Below are 15,025 nucleotides of genomic sequence, written 5' to 3'. Positions count from 1 at the left end.
CTATGACACTTCAACAGGCACTCCGCAAACCCACCACGCCGGGCGACGTGTTGCAGTATGAGTATCTTGAACCGCTCAATCTGAAAATCAGCGATCTGGCGGAGATGCTCAATGTTCACCGCAACACCATCAGCGCGCTGGTCAATAACAATCGCAAGCTGACTGCCGATATGGCGATCAAACTGGCAAAAGCCTTTGATACCACGATTGAATTTTGGCTTAACTTACAGCTGAACGTCGATATCTGGGAAGCGCAATCCAACCCCAGGACGCAGGAGGAGCTAAGCCGTATAAAGACCGTTGCGGACGTCATGGCTAAGCGAAAATCTGGCCAGCCGGATGTAGCCTGATTCGGTAAACAATTCACCTATCAATACTTTTAATCGTTAAAAGAGCTGGATCTCAACGCAGCCACGCGTATTACCTTCGCCCAAAAGGGCCTTCTTTAATCACCCACTGCCCCGGCGTTTTACCGGTCCATGCTCTGAAAACCTCAATAAATGCGCTGACGCTGCTGTAGCCGCAGGACAGCGCAATCCACCCTACCGGCTTCCCCGCCGCCAGCCACTCCATTGCCCGCATGACGCGCGCCAGCTGCCGCCAGTTAACAAAGTTCATTCCGGTCTGGGCGCTAAATCGACGGTTGAACGTACGTACGCTCATCCCAGCATGAACAGCATGGCTCTCGACCGTCTGGTTATCATCGACAAACTGCAGCAAATGGCTGACCACTTTCTTCAGACGCGGATCCGTCGGCACGGGCAGAGAAAAGCGAGCCTGGGGCGTCAGGGCAAGCTCATCCAGCAGCAACGTCAGCTTTCGCGGATCGTACTCGCTCTCTGCATCGCATAAACGGGAAAACAGTGCATGGGTGAGATCGTCGGGCTCGAACAGCGCGGGCGCATCGGGAAGCATTGCGCATCCGGCGGGATCAAGATAGATAGCGTAGCCTTCTATCGCACTTTCGGAAAAAGCGGCGTGCTGCCGATCCGGAGGGATCCAGCCGATGTGTTTTGCCGGTACGACCGATCGCGCCTGCGGCGTCTCAATGACCAGCAGCCCCGCTGCAATGCGCCACAGCTGGCCGGTGCGATGACTGTGCCAGGGCGTTCGGTACCCGCCGGGATGAAGGAGCGTTTCAGCACTGACCATATCATTTTGACCGAAAATCGTTATTCATCGACGCATTACAGAAACTACGTCTTCGGCTGTCAAGGATAATGATGATTCACCATATAAGGAGCCCGCATGAGCATTATCACGTCCCTGATATCCCACACCGACAACGCCGCGCAGCGCGAAAAGATGGCCTGCCTCTTAACCCGCTTATTCAACGGCGATATCGATCCGGCAGAGGTATTTACGCCCGATTACCAGCAGTTTACGGACGGTCACGCGCTTGACTACCGGGTTTTTGTCCAGCATCTGAGCCACGTCAGCTCGCAGATCCGCGCGATCGCCTTTACCGTGGTGGAGATAGCCTGTCATGACGAACTTCTGGCTGACCGGCATCTCGTGACGGTCACGTATCCTGATGGTCGTCAGGCAGAGATCGAGGTTTACCTGTTTGCCGCGCTGCGTGAAGGGAAAATCTGGCGGATCCATGAAGTCACGCGAGCACTCAGCGGCGATGCTGCAGATCGCATGCTGGCACACGCGACAGAATAATCTTACTCCGCCGGGCGCGGTGCGGCGCTGTTATACACGCCAATATAACGCGCAAATTTCCCGAGAAACACGCCGGCAAACACGCCGCCGGAGACGATCGCCAGCGCGCTCATGGCGGGCTGCTGCATCGTCTGCGGAGAGACCGCGCTCATCACGCCCAGCACATACTTGACGCCGAACGCCAGCATCATAAACGGCAGCGCGGTGTAGTCTGCCTGACGATAAAGGCTGCGCGGCGCATCTGCGCGGGTGATAACCGCCTGCTTAATCATGAAATACCCCAGCGCGGCCCCGGCGAGGATCCCCGCCGTCCACAATGCGACAGTTCCGGGCGTCAGCGTGCGGTAGACCACCAGATCGTAGATATCCCAGATTAGAAATATTGCCGGAATGATGGCAAGCCTCTCCAGCGTAACGGTGGCAGGCCTGCGGGCTTTAATGCCGCGAGAGATAAGGAAGATAAACAGCACCCACACCCAGGCGGGCGTGTGCGTAACGACACCGAACAGAAATTCAAACATGGAGATCTCCATGGACGATCGCGGCCCGTGCCGCCCTGAACGCGTATTGCGCATAACGGCAGGAAAGCCATTATGCGCAGGTCTTTTACAGCGATTTTTTCAGGCGTTGAACCGCTTCCTTCAGCTCTTCATCCGTTGGCGTGACAAACGACATACGCAGCGTTGAATGGTCTGGCTCATTACAGTAGAAAAATTCGCCCGGCACAAATACTACGCCGTTACTTAACGTTTTTTCCAGCCAGCGGGTGGTATTACTACCATTTTTCATATTCGCCCACAGGAACATGCCGCCCTTCGGCTTGTGGAACGACATCACATCGCCCAGCTCGGCCTCCAGCTCGGTTGCGAACGTCTGGTATTTCTGGCGATAGGCTTCGCGGATCGTTTTAATCTGATCGGGCAGGCGACCGGTTTTCAGGTATTCATACGTCATCAGCTGCGACAGCGTGCTGGTGTGCAGGTCGGTGGTTTGCTTAAGGTTTACTACTGCGCGCTTCAGCCATTCCGGCACCAGCACCCAGCCCACGCGGGTTCCTGGAGCAAGAATTTTGGAGAAGGTCGAGGTATACACCACGTTGTCTTCGTTGCCGATATCTTTGGCATGGGCAATTAACGGGCGGAAAACTTCATCGGTATAATTAATTTCGCTGTACGGATCGTCTTCAATAATGACGAAGTCATAGCGCTTCGATAATTCCACCAGCTGTTTGCGACGCGCCTCAGAGAGGGTTACCCCGCCAGGGTTGCCAAACGTCGGAACAATATAGACCGCTTTGATGGTTTTATTTGCCGCCAGCGCTTCAAGCTCATCCACCTTCATGCCGTCGCCGTCTGTTCCAACGGATTCAAAATTCGCCTGCGCCAGACCGAAGACCTGCAGCGCGGCAAGATAGGTTGGACGCTCAACCACCACGGTGTCACCTGGGTTGATTAACGCACGCGCCAGCACGTCGAGCGATTGTTGTGAACCGGAGGTCACGACCACATCATCCGCCTTGCAGCGGATCCCGCGCCCTTCACAGATGCGCTGAATTTCTTCACGCAGCCCCGGAACACCTTCGGTCAGACCGTACTGAAAGGCCTCACCAAAATGCTGTGATAAAACGGCATCAGCGGCAATTTTCAGGCCTTCGTGATCGAACAAGGCCGGGTTAGGGATCCCCCCGCCCAGCGAAATGACGCCAGCCATTTTGCTATGTTTTAATAATTCACGGATGGCAGATGATTGCAGGCCCTGCGCGCTGCTGGCGAGTTTATTCACAGACATTCTTTGCATACCTTCTTTTTTTATAGTGTGCCCAATCTTAGCAGAATATGGGCGATAAATTCCGTTAGCTTAGGGAGAGGTCGTAAATCCTGACGCCACAGCAAATGCACGGGTCTCGGCGCCGGAATAAATGCCTCCAGCACCCGCACCAGCCTGCCGCTTTCCAGATCTTCCGCCACCAGCACCTCCGGTTGCAGCAATAGCCCCGCTCCGGCTCTCGCGGCCATCCGCAGCCCGTAGCCGTCGTTGCATCTCAAGACCGCATCCCGCTTCCAGTGCACCTCGCCTTCGACGCCCGGCAGCCGCCACTCGTTGCGTGCGGTCCACACGCTGTGGGATAAGCAGAGATGATCCACCAGATCGGCAGGGGTTTGCGGCGTACCGTAGCGCGCAAGATAGTCCGGCGCGGCGCAGATCACCATCCGGTAAGGGCAGAGGTATTTCGCCACCAGATCGTCGTTGTGAATGTCGCCAATACGAATGGCCAGATCGATGCCCTCCTCCACCAGGTCCACCATCCGGTTGGTGAGATCCAGCTCGATGCGCACTTCCGGGTAGCGTTGTAAAAAAGAGGCCGTAAGCGGCGCGATCGCGCTGCCGCCAAACGAGGTGGGTGCGGTCACGCGCAGGGTGCCGGACGGCACGGCGCGCAGGCGTTCCACGGCGCTTTCGGCGATCGCGACCTGCTCCAGCACCCGCTTCGCCTCGTCGAAATAGACCCGCCCGGCGTCGGTCAGGCTCTGGCGCCGCGTGTTACGCTCCAGCAGGCGGGTGCCGAGCTGTGATTCCAGCAGCGCAACGTATTTCCCCACCATTACCGCCGACATCTCCAGCCGAGCCGCCGCACCGGTAAAACTGCCGCTTTCAACCACGGCAATAAAGGTCTCCATACTGCGAAGCTTATCCATATTCCAAACCTCTGGTTAGCAATCTTCTAACTTTAGCCCAGTTTATCTGCATTTTTATTTATTAAAGAATGAAGGCTCACAACATAAGGAGTCGGCTATGAAAATCGTGATTATTGGTGCCAGCGGTACGGTCGGTCGTGCGGTAACGGAAGAGCTGAGTCTTCGCCACGAGGTCATCCGCGTCGGCCGCACGCAGGGCGACGAGCAGGTAGATATCACCTCGCAGGCGAGCGTCCAGGCGCTGTTTGAAAAAATCGGCCCGGTGGACGCGATTGTCTCCGCCAGCGGGGGTCTTTACTTTGGCCCGCTCGCGACCATGAAGGACAGCGACTTCAACCAGGGCCTGCAAGACAAGCTGCTCGGGCAGGTGCGCCTGGCGCTGATCGGCCAGCACTACCTGAACGAGGGCGGCTCGATCACCCTGATTAGCGGCATCGTGGCGCACGAGCCTATTGCCCAGGGCGTGAATGCCACCACGGTAAACGCGGCGCTGGAAGGGTTTGTCCGCGCTGCAGCCTGCGAGCTGCCGCGCGGGATCCGCATCAACCTGATTAGCCCGACGGTACTCACCGAATCCGTCGAAACCTACGACGGCTTCTTCCCGGGCTTTGAGAGCGTTCCCGCCGCGACCGTGGCGCTGGCCTATCGCCGCAGCGTGGAAGGCGTGCAGAGCGGGCGGGTGTATAAGGTGGGTTACTGAGCCTTACGGGCGGCGATCAGCACCAGCATCGGGCGCTCCGCCTCTTCGGCCAGCGCGGGCCAGGCGTCAATCTGCGCCTGCGCTGGACCCCACTCGTTGACGTCGCTTATCGTTAATCCGGCCCCGATCAGCGCGTTAAGCGTGGTGCCGAGCGTGCGGTGATATTTCACCACCCCGTCCGCCAGCCAGTTGCTGATGCGTTTGCCTTCATCCTGATAATGATTAACGCCCCAGTATCGCTCGCCGTTATCGTCGGTCAGCCAGCCCTGACGGGTGGCGCAGGTGTAGATCGGGTGCTCCATCGAAAAGACCAGGCTGCCGCCGGGCTTGAGCGCGCGCTGAACCCTGGCGAATAGCGTATCCAGTTCCGGCAGGTAGTGCAGCGCCAGCGAGCTGTAGACCAGATCGAGGCTGTTCTCGTTAAGCTTAAGAGATTCCAGATCGCTACGCTGATAGTGAATCTGTGGGTCAGCGGTAAGCTCCGCTGCGCGGGCGAGCATCTTTTCTGAGATATCGACCCCCGTGACGTCAGCAGCGCCCAGCTCGCGCGCCGCGCGGCAGAACCAGCCGTAGCCGCAGCCGAGATCGACAACCGATTTGCCGGTCAAATCAGGCAGCATGGCCTTAAGCGCGGGCCACTCCGGCGCGCCGTCCAGACCCTGCACCGAGCGTGGAAGCTGGGCGTAGCCTTCAAAAAACGCCGGATTGTCGTAGATGTTTTGTGCCATGGCAGATCCCTCTTTAAGAATGTGCATAGCAGTATACTGCATTGTCGGGTGGCGGCTTCACCTTACCCGACCTACGGAAGTGCGGCCTGATGCCCTTCCCCCCTCTCCCACAGAGAGAGGGAGAAATGCACGTTAACCCACCAAGCCCCAGACAAGGTTGCCCTTATGGAACGTCGCGGTGCGCGGCGAAATGCGCGCCACGGCCTCGGCGGAGCAGGAGGCATCCACCAGCACAAAGCTGGCTTCATCCTGCGCTTTTGGCCACACGCGCTCGCCTTTGTCATTCAGCGGCAGCACGTTGCCGGTGGCAATACCGAGCGCGCGGGAGAGCGTCTGCTCGTTCGGGCGGATGTAGAGCTGAGCGTAAAGATTCGCCTTCTCCAGCATGTCCCCCAGACCGTAAGGCGACCAGTGGTCGATGACGCTGTCGGTCCCCGTCATCACGAACACGCCCTTCTCGCGCAGCTGCTTCAGCGGCATATGCAGGGTGCCAATCGGCACCGTGGAGGCGATGGTCACCCGCTGCGCCGCCATGCGGGTGGCGATCTCATCCACCTGCTGCTCGTTGAGCGTCGCCAGCGCGAAGGCGTGGCTGATGGTCAGCTTGCCCTTCAGCTCCGGCGTTTTCTCCACGGTTTCCACCATATAGTTCACCGCCGCCACGCCCGCCGGGCTGGTTTCGTGCAGGTGAATGTCCACGCCTTTGTCGTAGTCCAGCGCAATCTGGAACATGGTGTCGAGGGATTTCTCCATCGCGCCGTCGACGTTGGTAGGATCCAGCCCGCCGACGTAGTGCGCCCCGGCCTGCATCGCCTCGCGCATCAGTTTTTCGGAGTTTGACAGCAGCAGGCCGTGCTGCGGGAAGGCGACGATTTCGCAGTCAAAGCCGGGCTTACGGCGCGATAAAACCGCCTGCAGGTTTTCCAGATTCTTCAGGCCGGAGGTCGGCTCGATATTGCAGTGGCTGCGGGCGATGGTGGAGCCTTTCGACTGGATCAGATCGATCAGCTTTTCCGCACGCTCCTGGGTGTAGGGCTGTAGCTCCGGCAGCAGCTTCTGCTCAAGGCGGATCATGTCCTGAATAGTAGTACCCGCCGGGCGGTTCAGGGAGCGCCACGGACCGCCGTAAAAGGTTTTATCCAGGTGAATGTGCATGTCGCGCATCGCCGGGAGCATCAGCTTGCCGCCCGCATCGTAGTGCGGCAGCGTGGCGTCGGCGTGGCGCTTGTTATCGCGCAGGGCGACGATCTTCCCGTCGTTAATCTCCAGCGTTTTCAGCTCGGTGCGGGTGCTCGTCGCCACGCCGCCGTCGACGTTGAACCCGGCCTCCAGCAGCACATTGTCCAGATAGTAATGTTTCGCGGTGATGCTCATCGGTTTGCCCGTCTCGCAGGTTGGCTTCGCGGAGTCAGCAGCATACGCGACGGATCCGGTGGCGCCAAACAGCGCGCAGGCGGTGACCATTTTGCCGCTCTGGCTAATAAATTCGCGGCGGCTTTTGTTTTCACTCATCTTATCTTCCTTCATTAACAATATGGGTGCCGGTTTCCCCGCGCAGCGCCGCGGGCAGGCAGTCCGGCGAGGTGATAATCACGCGCCTGCCGCCGTGGTGTAAAAATTCCAGCGAGGCGTCGATTTTGGGCAACATGCTGCCCGCCGGGAAGTGGCCCTCCTCCCTGTAGCGCGTCATCTGCGCCACGTTTACAGTGTCCAGCGCCTGCTGGTCTGGCTTGCCGAAGTTGATGCACACCTTCTCCACGCCGGTGGTGATCGCCAGCACGTCGGCGCCGATCTCGCGTGCCAGCAGCGCGGTGGAGAGATCTTTATCAATCACCGCATCGACGCTCTGGTAGTCGCCCTGCTCGCTGCGAATCACGGGTATTCCGCCGCCGCCCGCGCCGATCACCACAAAGCCTTTTTGCGTCAGCGTTTTGATGGCGTCGGCCTCAACGATGCGCAGCGGCTGCGGTGAAGCCACCACGCGACGGTAGCCACGGCCTGAATCCTCGACAAAATGCCAGTCCGGGTGTGCCTGCTGCAGCTCGTCGCGCTGCGCCTCGGTGAAGAACGCACCGATAGGTTTGGTAGGGTGAGTAAAGCCCGGATCGTTTTTATCCACCTCCACCTGCGTAACGACCGTGACCGCTTTTTGCTCCCCGCGCGCGGCCAGGCGATTGTTGAGCGCCTGCTGGATCAGGTAGCCAATCCCGCCCTGGGTGTCCGCCACGCAGTTTGCCAGCGGCGTCAGCGGTAGCCCTTCCCGCTCGTGGGCGATTTCGGCGCGGCGCAGATCCAGCCCCACCTGGGGGCCGTTGCCGTGCGTGAGCACGATGTCATAGTCGGAGGCCAGCATTTCCAGCACCGACTCTGCTACTGCTTTCACCGCCTGCGCCTGATGTTCAATCGACTGGCTGGCGTTGTCTTTGATAATGCTGTTGCCGCCGATGGCGACGACCATAAGCTCTTTCATACGTGCTCCTTCACAACAGTACCCGGCTCAGCGCTCGCCGCTTCGCGGCTATCCAGCACATGCTTCACCACAAACATGCCGCCCATCATCAGGTAGGCCGTAACGAACATCAGCGAACTGCCTTCGGCAAAGCCCACCACCGGGGCGTGGATCACGCCAAACAGCGCGAGCAGCGCCCCGACGGCGGCCGCAACGGCTCCGCGCAGCGGCTTGTTGATGATGGCGAAGATGGCGATACAGCCCCACAGCATGCTGGCGAGCGGCGCGCCGTTGCCGAGATGCACCAGGCCTTCGTAGTAAATTCCTTTGCTGTGCAGCACGTCGGTGCCGATCTTCGTCGCGCTGGTGCCCGCCGCCCCCATCACGCTGTTCATCATGGTCAGCGCCCAGTTGGCGATCCACGGGAACAGGCAGATGAAGATCACCGGCACCTCCACTTTGGGCGTTTCCCTCACCACCTGGTTGGCGGTGACGACGCCGATAAACACCAGAATCGGCACGATGGCGGTCATCGGAATGATGGCGAGCATAAATGCCCCCAGCCCGAACAGCGGCACGATGAACATGGTCACGCCCGAGGCCAGCGTGTAGCCGATGCTGGCCCCCATCGCTTTCCAGCCGGGGTGGCCGACGTAGACCGTCACCGGGAACGGGTTTCCCATCAGGCAGCCGAGCATCGACGCCAGACCGTTCGCCAGCATCACCTTACGCGTCGGGTACGCATCTCCCGCCGCGTGGGCGCTTTCGATATTCTCCAGGTCGAAGATGTAGTTCGCCAGCCCCAGCGGCACGGCAGAGGCCAGATACGGCAGCGCGTGCGGCAGGCCCTGCATGAAGCTGTTCACGTGCACTTCCGGCGGGTTAAAGCCGAAGGATGACATGGACGCTTTAATCGCTTCCGGGCTTTGCAGACCGGAGATCCACGCCAGTGCCGTACCGGCAATCAGCAGCAGCAGGCCGGTCGGGATACGGGCGAAAATCGGCTTTTTACCGAACCAGTTGATGAAGATCAGCAGCAGCACGATAAACGACACGGTCGGCGCTTCGAACGCCTGCAGCATCGGGTTCATCGCCAGCAGCAGCAGGCCCAAACCGGAGAGGCACGACAGCAGCACGGTACGCGGGATCATCTTGCGGATGGTTTCCCCCAGGAACGAACCGCCCGCGAGGATCATCGCCTCCACGAAGCACCACACTAGGCCAATCTGGATCGCGAAGTCCGCATCGCCGGTCTGCTGATAAACCGGCATCAATACCAGGAAGGTCACGGTAAAAATTGACGGCGCGCTCGGGCCGGACGGCAGCGCGGTCACGTCCGTACGCCCGGTGGCGCGCGCCATCTGCATGCCAAACCAGGCGTAGCAAATACTCGCCACCAGCACCGCCAGCCCGAAGGCTGGCGCGATGCGTCCATAAACAATCTCCTTCGGGATGCCGACGACAAAAATGAGCAGCCCCATCATGGTCAGCAAATTGGTCAGGTTGTTGGTCATCAACCCGAAATACGCCGCCCAGTCACCTCTTTTCCACTCCAGCTTCATGTTTTTCATGGATGCATGCCTTATAAAAAGTAGCGATCGCGGAAGGTCAACAGCGCCTTTTCAAAACAGCTAAACGGCGGGTGAACGATGCCCGCCCCAATCATGCCGATGCCCGCATCTTTATGGGCAATGGCGGTGTTAATCACCGGCAGAATGCCGCTACCCGCGACTTTGGTGATGTCGATAGCAGTCGGAATGCCCATAAACGAGAGCAGCGGAATGGTGACGTTCGGGTTTTCGCCGAGGGTGATTTCGCGCATCTGGCGGGAGAAGTCGATGGCTTCGTCCACCGTCCCGCCCACCAGCGCAACGATTGCCGGAGCCGTCGCCATCGCAAAGCCGCCAATGCCGTAGGTTTCGGTGATGGCGCTGTCGCCGATATCCAGCCCGGAGTCTTCCGGCTTATAGCCCGCGAACATCGGGCCAATCACCTGCTGCGCCGGGCCGGTGAACCACTGCCCCGGCAGGCCGGAAACGCGCAGGCCAAACTCGTAGCCGTTGCGCGCCATGGTGGTGACGACGGTGCTGTACTCAATGCCGTGGGCAGCGTCCAGCGCGGCCTTACACATCGCCATCCACGTCGGGCCGGAGAAGTAGTCGCTGCTGGCGACAAACTCGAACACCTCGCGCTGCTGCTCCACCGGATAGCCCGCCTGGATCAGCCCCGGCGTCAGCGCCTGGATCAGCAGCGTGGTGCCCGCGTTGTTGCGGTTATGGCACTCGTCGCCCATGTGCAGCGCCTGGGCCAGCATCAGGCGCAGGTCGATTTCGCCGACGATCTTCATCGCGTCGCGCAGCATCGGGCCGAGCACGTCGCGCATCCAGTTCAGGCGGTCGATCACGCTCTGGTCGTTAGCGCCCATGCGCAGGATCTTCGCCATCTGCTCGCTGAGATTGGTGAACGCGCGGTTGCCGTAGGTTTTGTTTTCAACGATGTGCATAAACATCGACGCGGAGGTCACGCCCGCCATCGAGCCCACGCAGTCGTGCTCGTGGCACGGTGAGAAGGTAATTTCTCCGGAGGCAGCGAGCCTTGCCGCGTCGTCCAGATCTTTCGCCAGCCCTTCAAACACCAGCGCCCCGGTGACCGCGCCCTTCATCGCCCCGCACATATTTTCCCAGGCGACAGGCGGACCGGCGTGCAGAATGGTGGTGCGGGTCATGCCCGGCACAACGTTAATGGCCTGGTCATAGCCCACCAGTACCGGATGGGACTGAATAATGCGCTCAAGGGCGATGCGGTTAGCGGCGGCGATTTTCTCCGCCAGCGGTTTTTCCGCCAGTTGGTCGAGCGCTTCAACGACCTGCATATTGCCCTGCCCCGGCGGCGTCCAGTCAAGTTGGGTCACGGGAACGTGCTGTTTTTTAAGATCATCGCTGAACATCGCAATGCCGACATTAATCACGTTCAGCGGCTGGTTGAATAAGGTCGTCATTATGCTTTCTCCCCTTTGCAGACAAATTCGCGAGCCAGTAATCCGGTGTTGGTACTGCTGCTGGCCCAGATGACGCCTGCGTCGGTCAGCAGCTGGCACTGCTGCGCCAGCGACTGCGGATCCTGGTCGGTGCCGAGCACGTAGCCGAGGATCTCAAGCGGACGGTTATCGGCCTTCGCGATCGCCTGCGCCTCTTTGATAGCGTCGATCATCACGCCGACCGGATCCTCATGTGCGCCAAAGCCCAGCACGAAGTCCATCACGATGACGCCCACCTCAGGATCGCGCGCCTCCTGCAGCAGGCGGCTGATGCGGTTGGTCGGGTCGATCATCGGGTGCGGCTTGCCGTTGGTGAAGTCATCGTCGCCAAAGTCGAGGAAGGTGTGGGCTTTACTGACATTGACGTCGCCCAGGCGCTTAGACGGATCGGGCTGGATGTTGCTGTAAACGTCGTTGAATTTCTCCAGCGCCGCGAACATCGCCTCGTCGCACAGGGTGCCGCCGCAGAACAGGCCGCGAATGTACTTCTGCTGCGGCGTCAGGCGAGTGCGCACCTCTTCAATCAACGGCCAGTTGAGCGGATGCAGATCGAGGGACTCTTTTTTGATGCCGGTGAGCAGGACCGCCTTCAGGGCCGCGTCTTTGGTGCCGCGCACAAACTGCAGGCCGTCTTCATCGGCGGGCGGTTCGCTGCGACCGAGGAAGCAGACAACCACCGGCTTGCGGCAGGCGCGCGCGCGGGCCAGCACTTTCTCCGCCACCGCAGGGGCCGGCGGCTTGGAGATCAGCGCAATCACCTGGGTCGCGTCGTCCGCTTCCAGCATGTCGATGGCGTCGAGCATCATCAGGCCGCCGATTTTCTCGCTGAGATCGCGTCCGCCGGTGCCAATCAGCTGCGACACGCCGCCGCCGAATTCGTGAATGCGCACGCTCAGCTCCTGGCTGCCGGTGCCGGATGCGCCGACGATGCCAATCGGTCCGCGGCGCACCGCGTTGGCAAAGCACAGTCCCGCGCCGTTGATAATGGCGGTGCCACAGTCCGGCCCCATCATCAGCAGACCTTTCTTATGCGCCAGCTGCTTCAGCGCCAGCTCGTCGTCGAGCGACACGTTATCGGAAAACAGCATCACGTTGAGATCGTTTTCCAGCGCCTGGCGCGCTTCGCGGGCGGCGAAGGTGCCGTTGACGGAAATCACCGCGAGGTTGCTCTCCGGGCGATGGGTTTTGGCGCTGGCAATCGTAGCGTAGCGCGCTTCATGGGTGCCGCCGCTCTCTTTACGCGTGAACAGCGCTTCGATGGCCGCCAGGGTTTCATCATTCGCCGCGTCGCCTTTAATTACGATCATCAGGTCGCCGTTTTTGGCTTCCGCTAATTCCGGCGTTAATAGCCCGAGGTTTTTTAATACGCCTTTGTTCATTTCCGTCGCCATCGCGACAAACGCCTGCTCGACGCCCGGTAATTTATTGGCTCTGGTGGAAACGGACATTAATGAGACGGAGTCAAAATATGTGTTCTTTTTTATGACGATTTTTGTGGGCATTATTTTCTCCTGAAAGCGGATAAAAGGGGGCCGCCGTCGTGCAAAATGCACGTCGGTAAAAATGCGTTTTAATTAGCGGCCAGCCGGAAAAGGCTGGCCGAATGCGTTATGCGCCCGCCGCCAGCAGCAGGTCAGCTATTGCATCGAAGCCTTTTTCCCGCGCCAGTTCGAGCGGGGTTTTACCGTATTTATCGGTCATGTGCGGGTTCGCGCCGTTATCCAGCAGCAGCTTCACGATCTCCTGCTGCTTAGCGCCGCCGTCGTTAAGCACGATCGCTTCCAGCAGCGGCGTCCAGCCGACAAAGTTGGTGTGATTGACGTTGATATCCGTTTTCTCCAGCAGCTCGCGCACGATCTCCACGTGCCCTTTTTCGCTGGCAGGGGTAATGCCCACGCCGCCAAAGCGCGTCAGGCGGTCGAGATCCGGATTTGCCGGAAGGACAAGGCGCAGCAGGGTGATATCGTTGGTCAGGCAGCTAATCAGGAAAGGGTTAAAGCAGGTCTGATCCTGTTTATCAATATCCGCCCCGGCGGCAATTAATAACGCCACGCAGTCATAATGCTTTTTCAGGCTGGCAATAATAACGGCGGTTCTTTTCTGTCGATTGGTGGCGTTAATATCCACGCCTTTCTCCAGACAGACTTTTAGCGCATCGCTATTGCCCTCTTCTGCCGCCAGCAGAAATTCAGTAACGAGTTCGTTCGCAGACATATTCAGACTCCCGATGTTTTTATTTCTGTTGACCTGAGAATAGCAACAGCCTGGTCATAAAAGAATCCGCTTAAAAATGATTCATCGACAGTCAATTCATTGTTGAGGTAAATTCAATAAACCGGTCAAAACGTGCGTCTGTGCAACCTTTTTCTTATGTTTCTCCGCTTTTTAGCGCTTCTGGCTGCATTATGCTTATGCCTGACGAAGCCTTACTGTGTGGGGCTTTCGGCAAATGATAAGAACTGTGATCGGCTTCAAATGCGTTGTAACAACGCTGTTAAAATATGTTCAAAACTGATGGCTGAAGGGAGTGAGATATGAATTCCATCTTTACCGAGGAGAACCTGCTGGCCTTTACTACCGCCGCACGCTTCGGCAGCTTCAGCAAAGCCGCCGCCGAGCTGGGCGTGACGACCTCCGCCATCAGTTACACCATCAAACGCATGGAGACCGGTCTGGACGTGGTGCTGTTTGTCCGCAGCACGCGCAGCATTGAGCTGACCGAGTCCGGCTTTTACTTTTACCGTAAGGCCACCGACCTGCTGAACGACTTTCACGCCATCAAGCGCGGCATAGATACCATTTCTCAGGGCATTGAGGCGCGGGTACGCATCTGTATCAACCAGCTTTTATACACGCCGCGCCACACGGCACGGCTGCTGCAGGTGCTAAAAAAGCAGTTTCCCACCTGCCAGATCACCGTGACCACCGAGGTGTATAACGGCGTCTGGGATTCGATCATTAATAATCAGGCCAACATCGCGATTGGCGCGCCGGACACGCTGCTGGACGGCGGCGGGATTGATTACACCGAGATCGGTGCCATTCGCTGGGTGTTTGCCATCGCGCCGGAACACCCGCTGGCATTCACCCCTGAGCCAATAGCGGAAAGCCAGCTGCGCCTGTATCCCAACATCATGGTGGAAGATACCGCGCACACCATTAACAAAAAGGTTGGCTGGCTGCTGCACGGGCAGGAGGCGATTCTGGTCCCAGACTTTAACACCAAATGTCAGTGTCAGATCCTAGGCGAAGGGATTGGCTTTTTGCCGGAATACATGGCCCGCGAGGCGGTAGACGCGGGGCTGCTGGTCACCCGACGAATCAATAACCCGCGTCAGGATTCGCGCATGCTGCTCGCCACGCAGCATGCCGCAACCGGCCAGGTCACGCGGTGGATCAAGCAGCAGTTTGGTCCAGCGGGGGTACTGACCGATATCTATAGCGATTTACTGTGGCGCGCCTAGCTTTTGCTCTGTACCCAAAACGCGTGAATGAGGCCGGGGAAGTAGCCCAGCAGCGTCAGAAGAATGTTGATAATAAACGCCCAGCCAAATCCTTTACCCAACAGCACGCCCAGCGGCGGTATGAGGATCGTAAAAACAATACGCCAAAATCCCATATAAACACTCCGTTCAATCTAATCCATTGAAAATAAAAAAGAGAACGCTGTAAGCATAGCCAGTTTATTCGTCTGTACCAGTTCCGGGCCTCGCGTTTACCCTCTTTTACGCTTTTGACGCTGGTTTA

General features: G+C 58.7%; 16 protein-coding genes. 4 read left to right on the top strand and 12 right to left on the bottom strand.

The window, feature by feature from the left end:
* Positions 1–2 precede the first annotated feature (2 nt).
* Entirely contained in the window at positions 3–350 is a 348-nt protein-coding gene (locus UTM25_RS14485) for a HigA family addiction module antitoxin (protein ID WP_033146339.1), read from the top strand.
* Between the two features lie 70 nt (positions 351–420).
* Here UTM25_RS14485 and UTM25_RS14480 read toward each other — a convergent pair whose 3' ends face one another.
* Complete coding sequence (locus tag UTM25_RS14480) at positions 421–1,152, bottom strand: helix-turn-helix domain-containing protein (protein WP_194401154.1); 732 nt, start codon at positions 1,150–1,152, stop codon at positions 421–423.
* A 96-nt stretch (positions 1,153–1,248) separates the two neighbouring features.
* Between UTM25_RS14480 and UTM25_RS14475 the strand changes: the two genes are divergently transcribed.
* Positions 1,249–1,668: a nuclear transport factor 2 family protein gene (locus tag UTM25_RS14475; protein WP_194401155.1), complete on the top strand. Its 420-nt coding sequence runs from the start codon at positions 1,249–1,251 to the stop codon at positions 1,666–1,668.
* Between the two features lie 2 nt (positions 1,669–1,670).
* On the opposite strand, the gene UTM25_RS14470 is transcribed toward UTM25_RS14475, so the two are convergent.
* From UTM25_RS14470 to UTM25_RS14460, 3 genes are all read right to left on the bottom strand, one after another.
* Positions 1,671–2,189 carry a DUF6622 family protein gene (locus tag UTM25_RS14470; RefSeq protein ID WP_194401156.1) on the bottom strand — a complete coding sequence of 173 codons (519 nt, stop codon included), beginning with the start codon at positions 2,187–2,189 and terminating at the stop codon, positions 1,671–1,673.
* Positions 2,190–2,274: 85 nt separating this feature from the next.
* Complete coding sequence (locus UTM25_RS14465) at positions 2,275–3,456, bottom strand: PLP-dependent aminotransferase family protein (RefSeq protein ID WP_194401157.1); 1,182 nt, start codon at positions 3,454–3,456, stop codon at positions 2,275–2,277.
* Positions 3,457–3,476: 20 nt separating this feature from the next.
* Positions 3,477–4,364, bottom strand: coding sequence for a LysR family transcriptional regulator (locus UTM25_RS14460; protein ID WP_194401158.1), 888 nt, complete (start codon positions 4,362–4,364; stop codon positions 3,477–3,479).
* Between the two features lie 97 nt (positions 4,365–4,461).
* Between UTM25_RS14460 and UTM25_RS14455 the strand changes: the two genes are divergently transcribed.
* On the top strand, positions 4,462–5,064 hold the full coding sequence (locus UTM25_RS14455) for a short chain dehydrogenase (RefSeq protein ID WP_194401159.1): 603 nt from the start codon (positions 4,462–4,464) through the stop codon (positions 5,062–5,064).
* On the opposite strand, the gene UTM25_RS14450 is transcribed toward UTM25_RS14455, so the two are convergent.
* The 7 genes from UTM25_RS14450 to UTM25_RS14420 all read right to left on the bottom strand — a co-directional run bounded on the left by UTM25_RS14450 (position 5,058) and on the right by UTM25_RS14420 (position 13,492).
* Complete coding sequence (locus UTM25_RS14450; RefSeq protein WP_194401160.1) at positions 5,058–5,792, bottom strand: class I SAM-dependent methyltransferase; 735 nt, start codon at positions 5,790–5,792, stop codon at positions 5,058–5,060. The genes UTM25_RS14455 and UTM25_RS14450 overlap by 7 nt on opposite strands.
* Positions 5,793–5,924: 132 nt before the next feature.
* The gene (locus tag UTM25_RS14445; RefSeq protein WP_194401161.1) at positions 5,925–7,304 is read right to left on the bottom strand and encodes an amidohydrolase family protein; all 1,380 of its coding nucleotides are present in this window, start codon (positions 7,302–7,304) and stop codon (positions 5,925–5,927) included.
* 1 nt (position 7,305) lies between these two features.
* Positions 7,306–8,262 (bottom strand): carbamate kinase family protein, encoded by a 957-nt coding sequence (locus tag UTM25_RS14440; protein ID WP_194401162.1) that lies wholly within the window; start codon positions 8,260–8,262, stop codon positions 7,306–7,308.
* The gene (locus UTM25_RS14435) at positions 8,259–9,812 is read right to left on the bottom strand and encodes a xanthine permease (RefSeq protein ID WP_320714923.1); all 1,554 of its coding nucleotides are present in this window, start codon (positions 9,810–9,812) and stop codon (positions 8,259–8,261) included. The genes UTM25_RS14440 and UTM25_RS14435 overlap by 4 nt, the downstream gene beginning before the upstream one ends.
* A gap of 11 nt (positions 9,813–9,823) precedes the next feature.
* The gene (locus UTM25_RS14430) at positions 9,824–11,239 is read right to left on the bottom strand and encodes a DUF1116 domain-containing protein (protein ID WP_194401164.1); all 1,416 of its coding nucleotides are present in this window, start codon (positions 11,237–11,239) and stop codon (positions 9,824–9,826) included.
* Entirely contained in the window at positions 11,239–12,780 is a 1,542-nt protein-coding gene (gene fdrA, locus UTM25_RS14425; protein WP_194401165.1) for an acyl-CoA synthetase FdrA, read from the bottom strand. The genes UTM25_RS14430 and fdrA overlap by 1 nt, the downstream gene beginning before the upstream one ends.
* A gap of 106 nt (positions 12,781–12,886) precedes the next feature.
* On the bottom strand, positions 12,887–13,492 hold the full coding sequence (locus UTM25_RS14420; protein ID WP_194401166.1) for an ankyrin repeat domain-containing protein: 606 nt from the start codon (positions 13,490–13,492) through the stop codon (positions 12,887–12,889).
* 320 nt (positions 13,493–13,812) lie between these two features.
* Between UTM25_RS14420 and UTM25_RS14415 the strand changes: the two genes are divergently transcribed.
* Positions 13,813–14,742 carry a LysR substrate-binding domain-containing protein gene (locus UTM25_RS14415; protein WP_023308916.1) on the top strand — a complete coding sequence of 310 codons (930 nt, stop codon included), beginning with the start codon at positions 13,813–13,815 and terminating at the stop codon, positions 14,740–14,742.
* On the opposite strand, the gene UTM25_RS14410 is transcribed toward UTM25_RS14415, so the two are convergent.
* A complete protein-coding gene (locus UTM25_RS14410; RefSeq protein ID WP_023308917.1) occupies positions 14,739–14,897 on the bottom strand; it encodes a YqaE/Pmp3 family membrane protein in 159 nt (52 codons plus the stop codon). The genes UTM25_RS14415 and UTM25_RS14410 overlap by 4 nt on opposite strands.
* Positions 14,898–15,025: the final 128 nt, after the last annotated feature.

Origin of the sequence: Enterobacter sp. 61D5, assembly GCF_034107965.1 — a bacterium.
Taxonomy (GTDB): Bacteria; Pseudomonadota; Gammaproteobacteria; order Enterobacterales; family Enterobacteriaceae; genus Enterobacter; species Enterobacter cloacae_M.
Note: the sequence above shows the minus strand (reverse complement) of the source record. Positions and strands in the feature narration are given on the sequence as shown.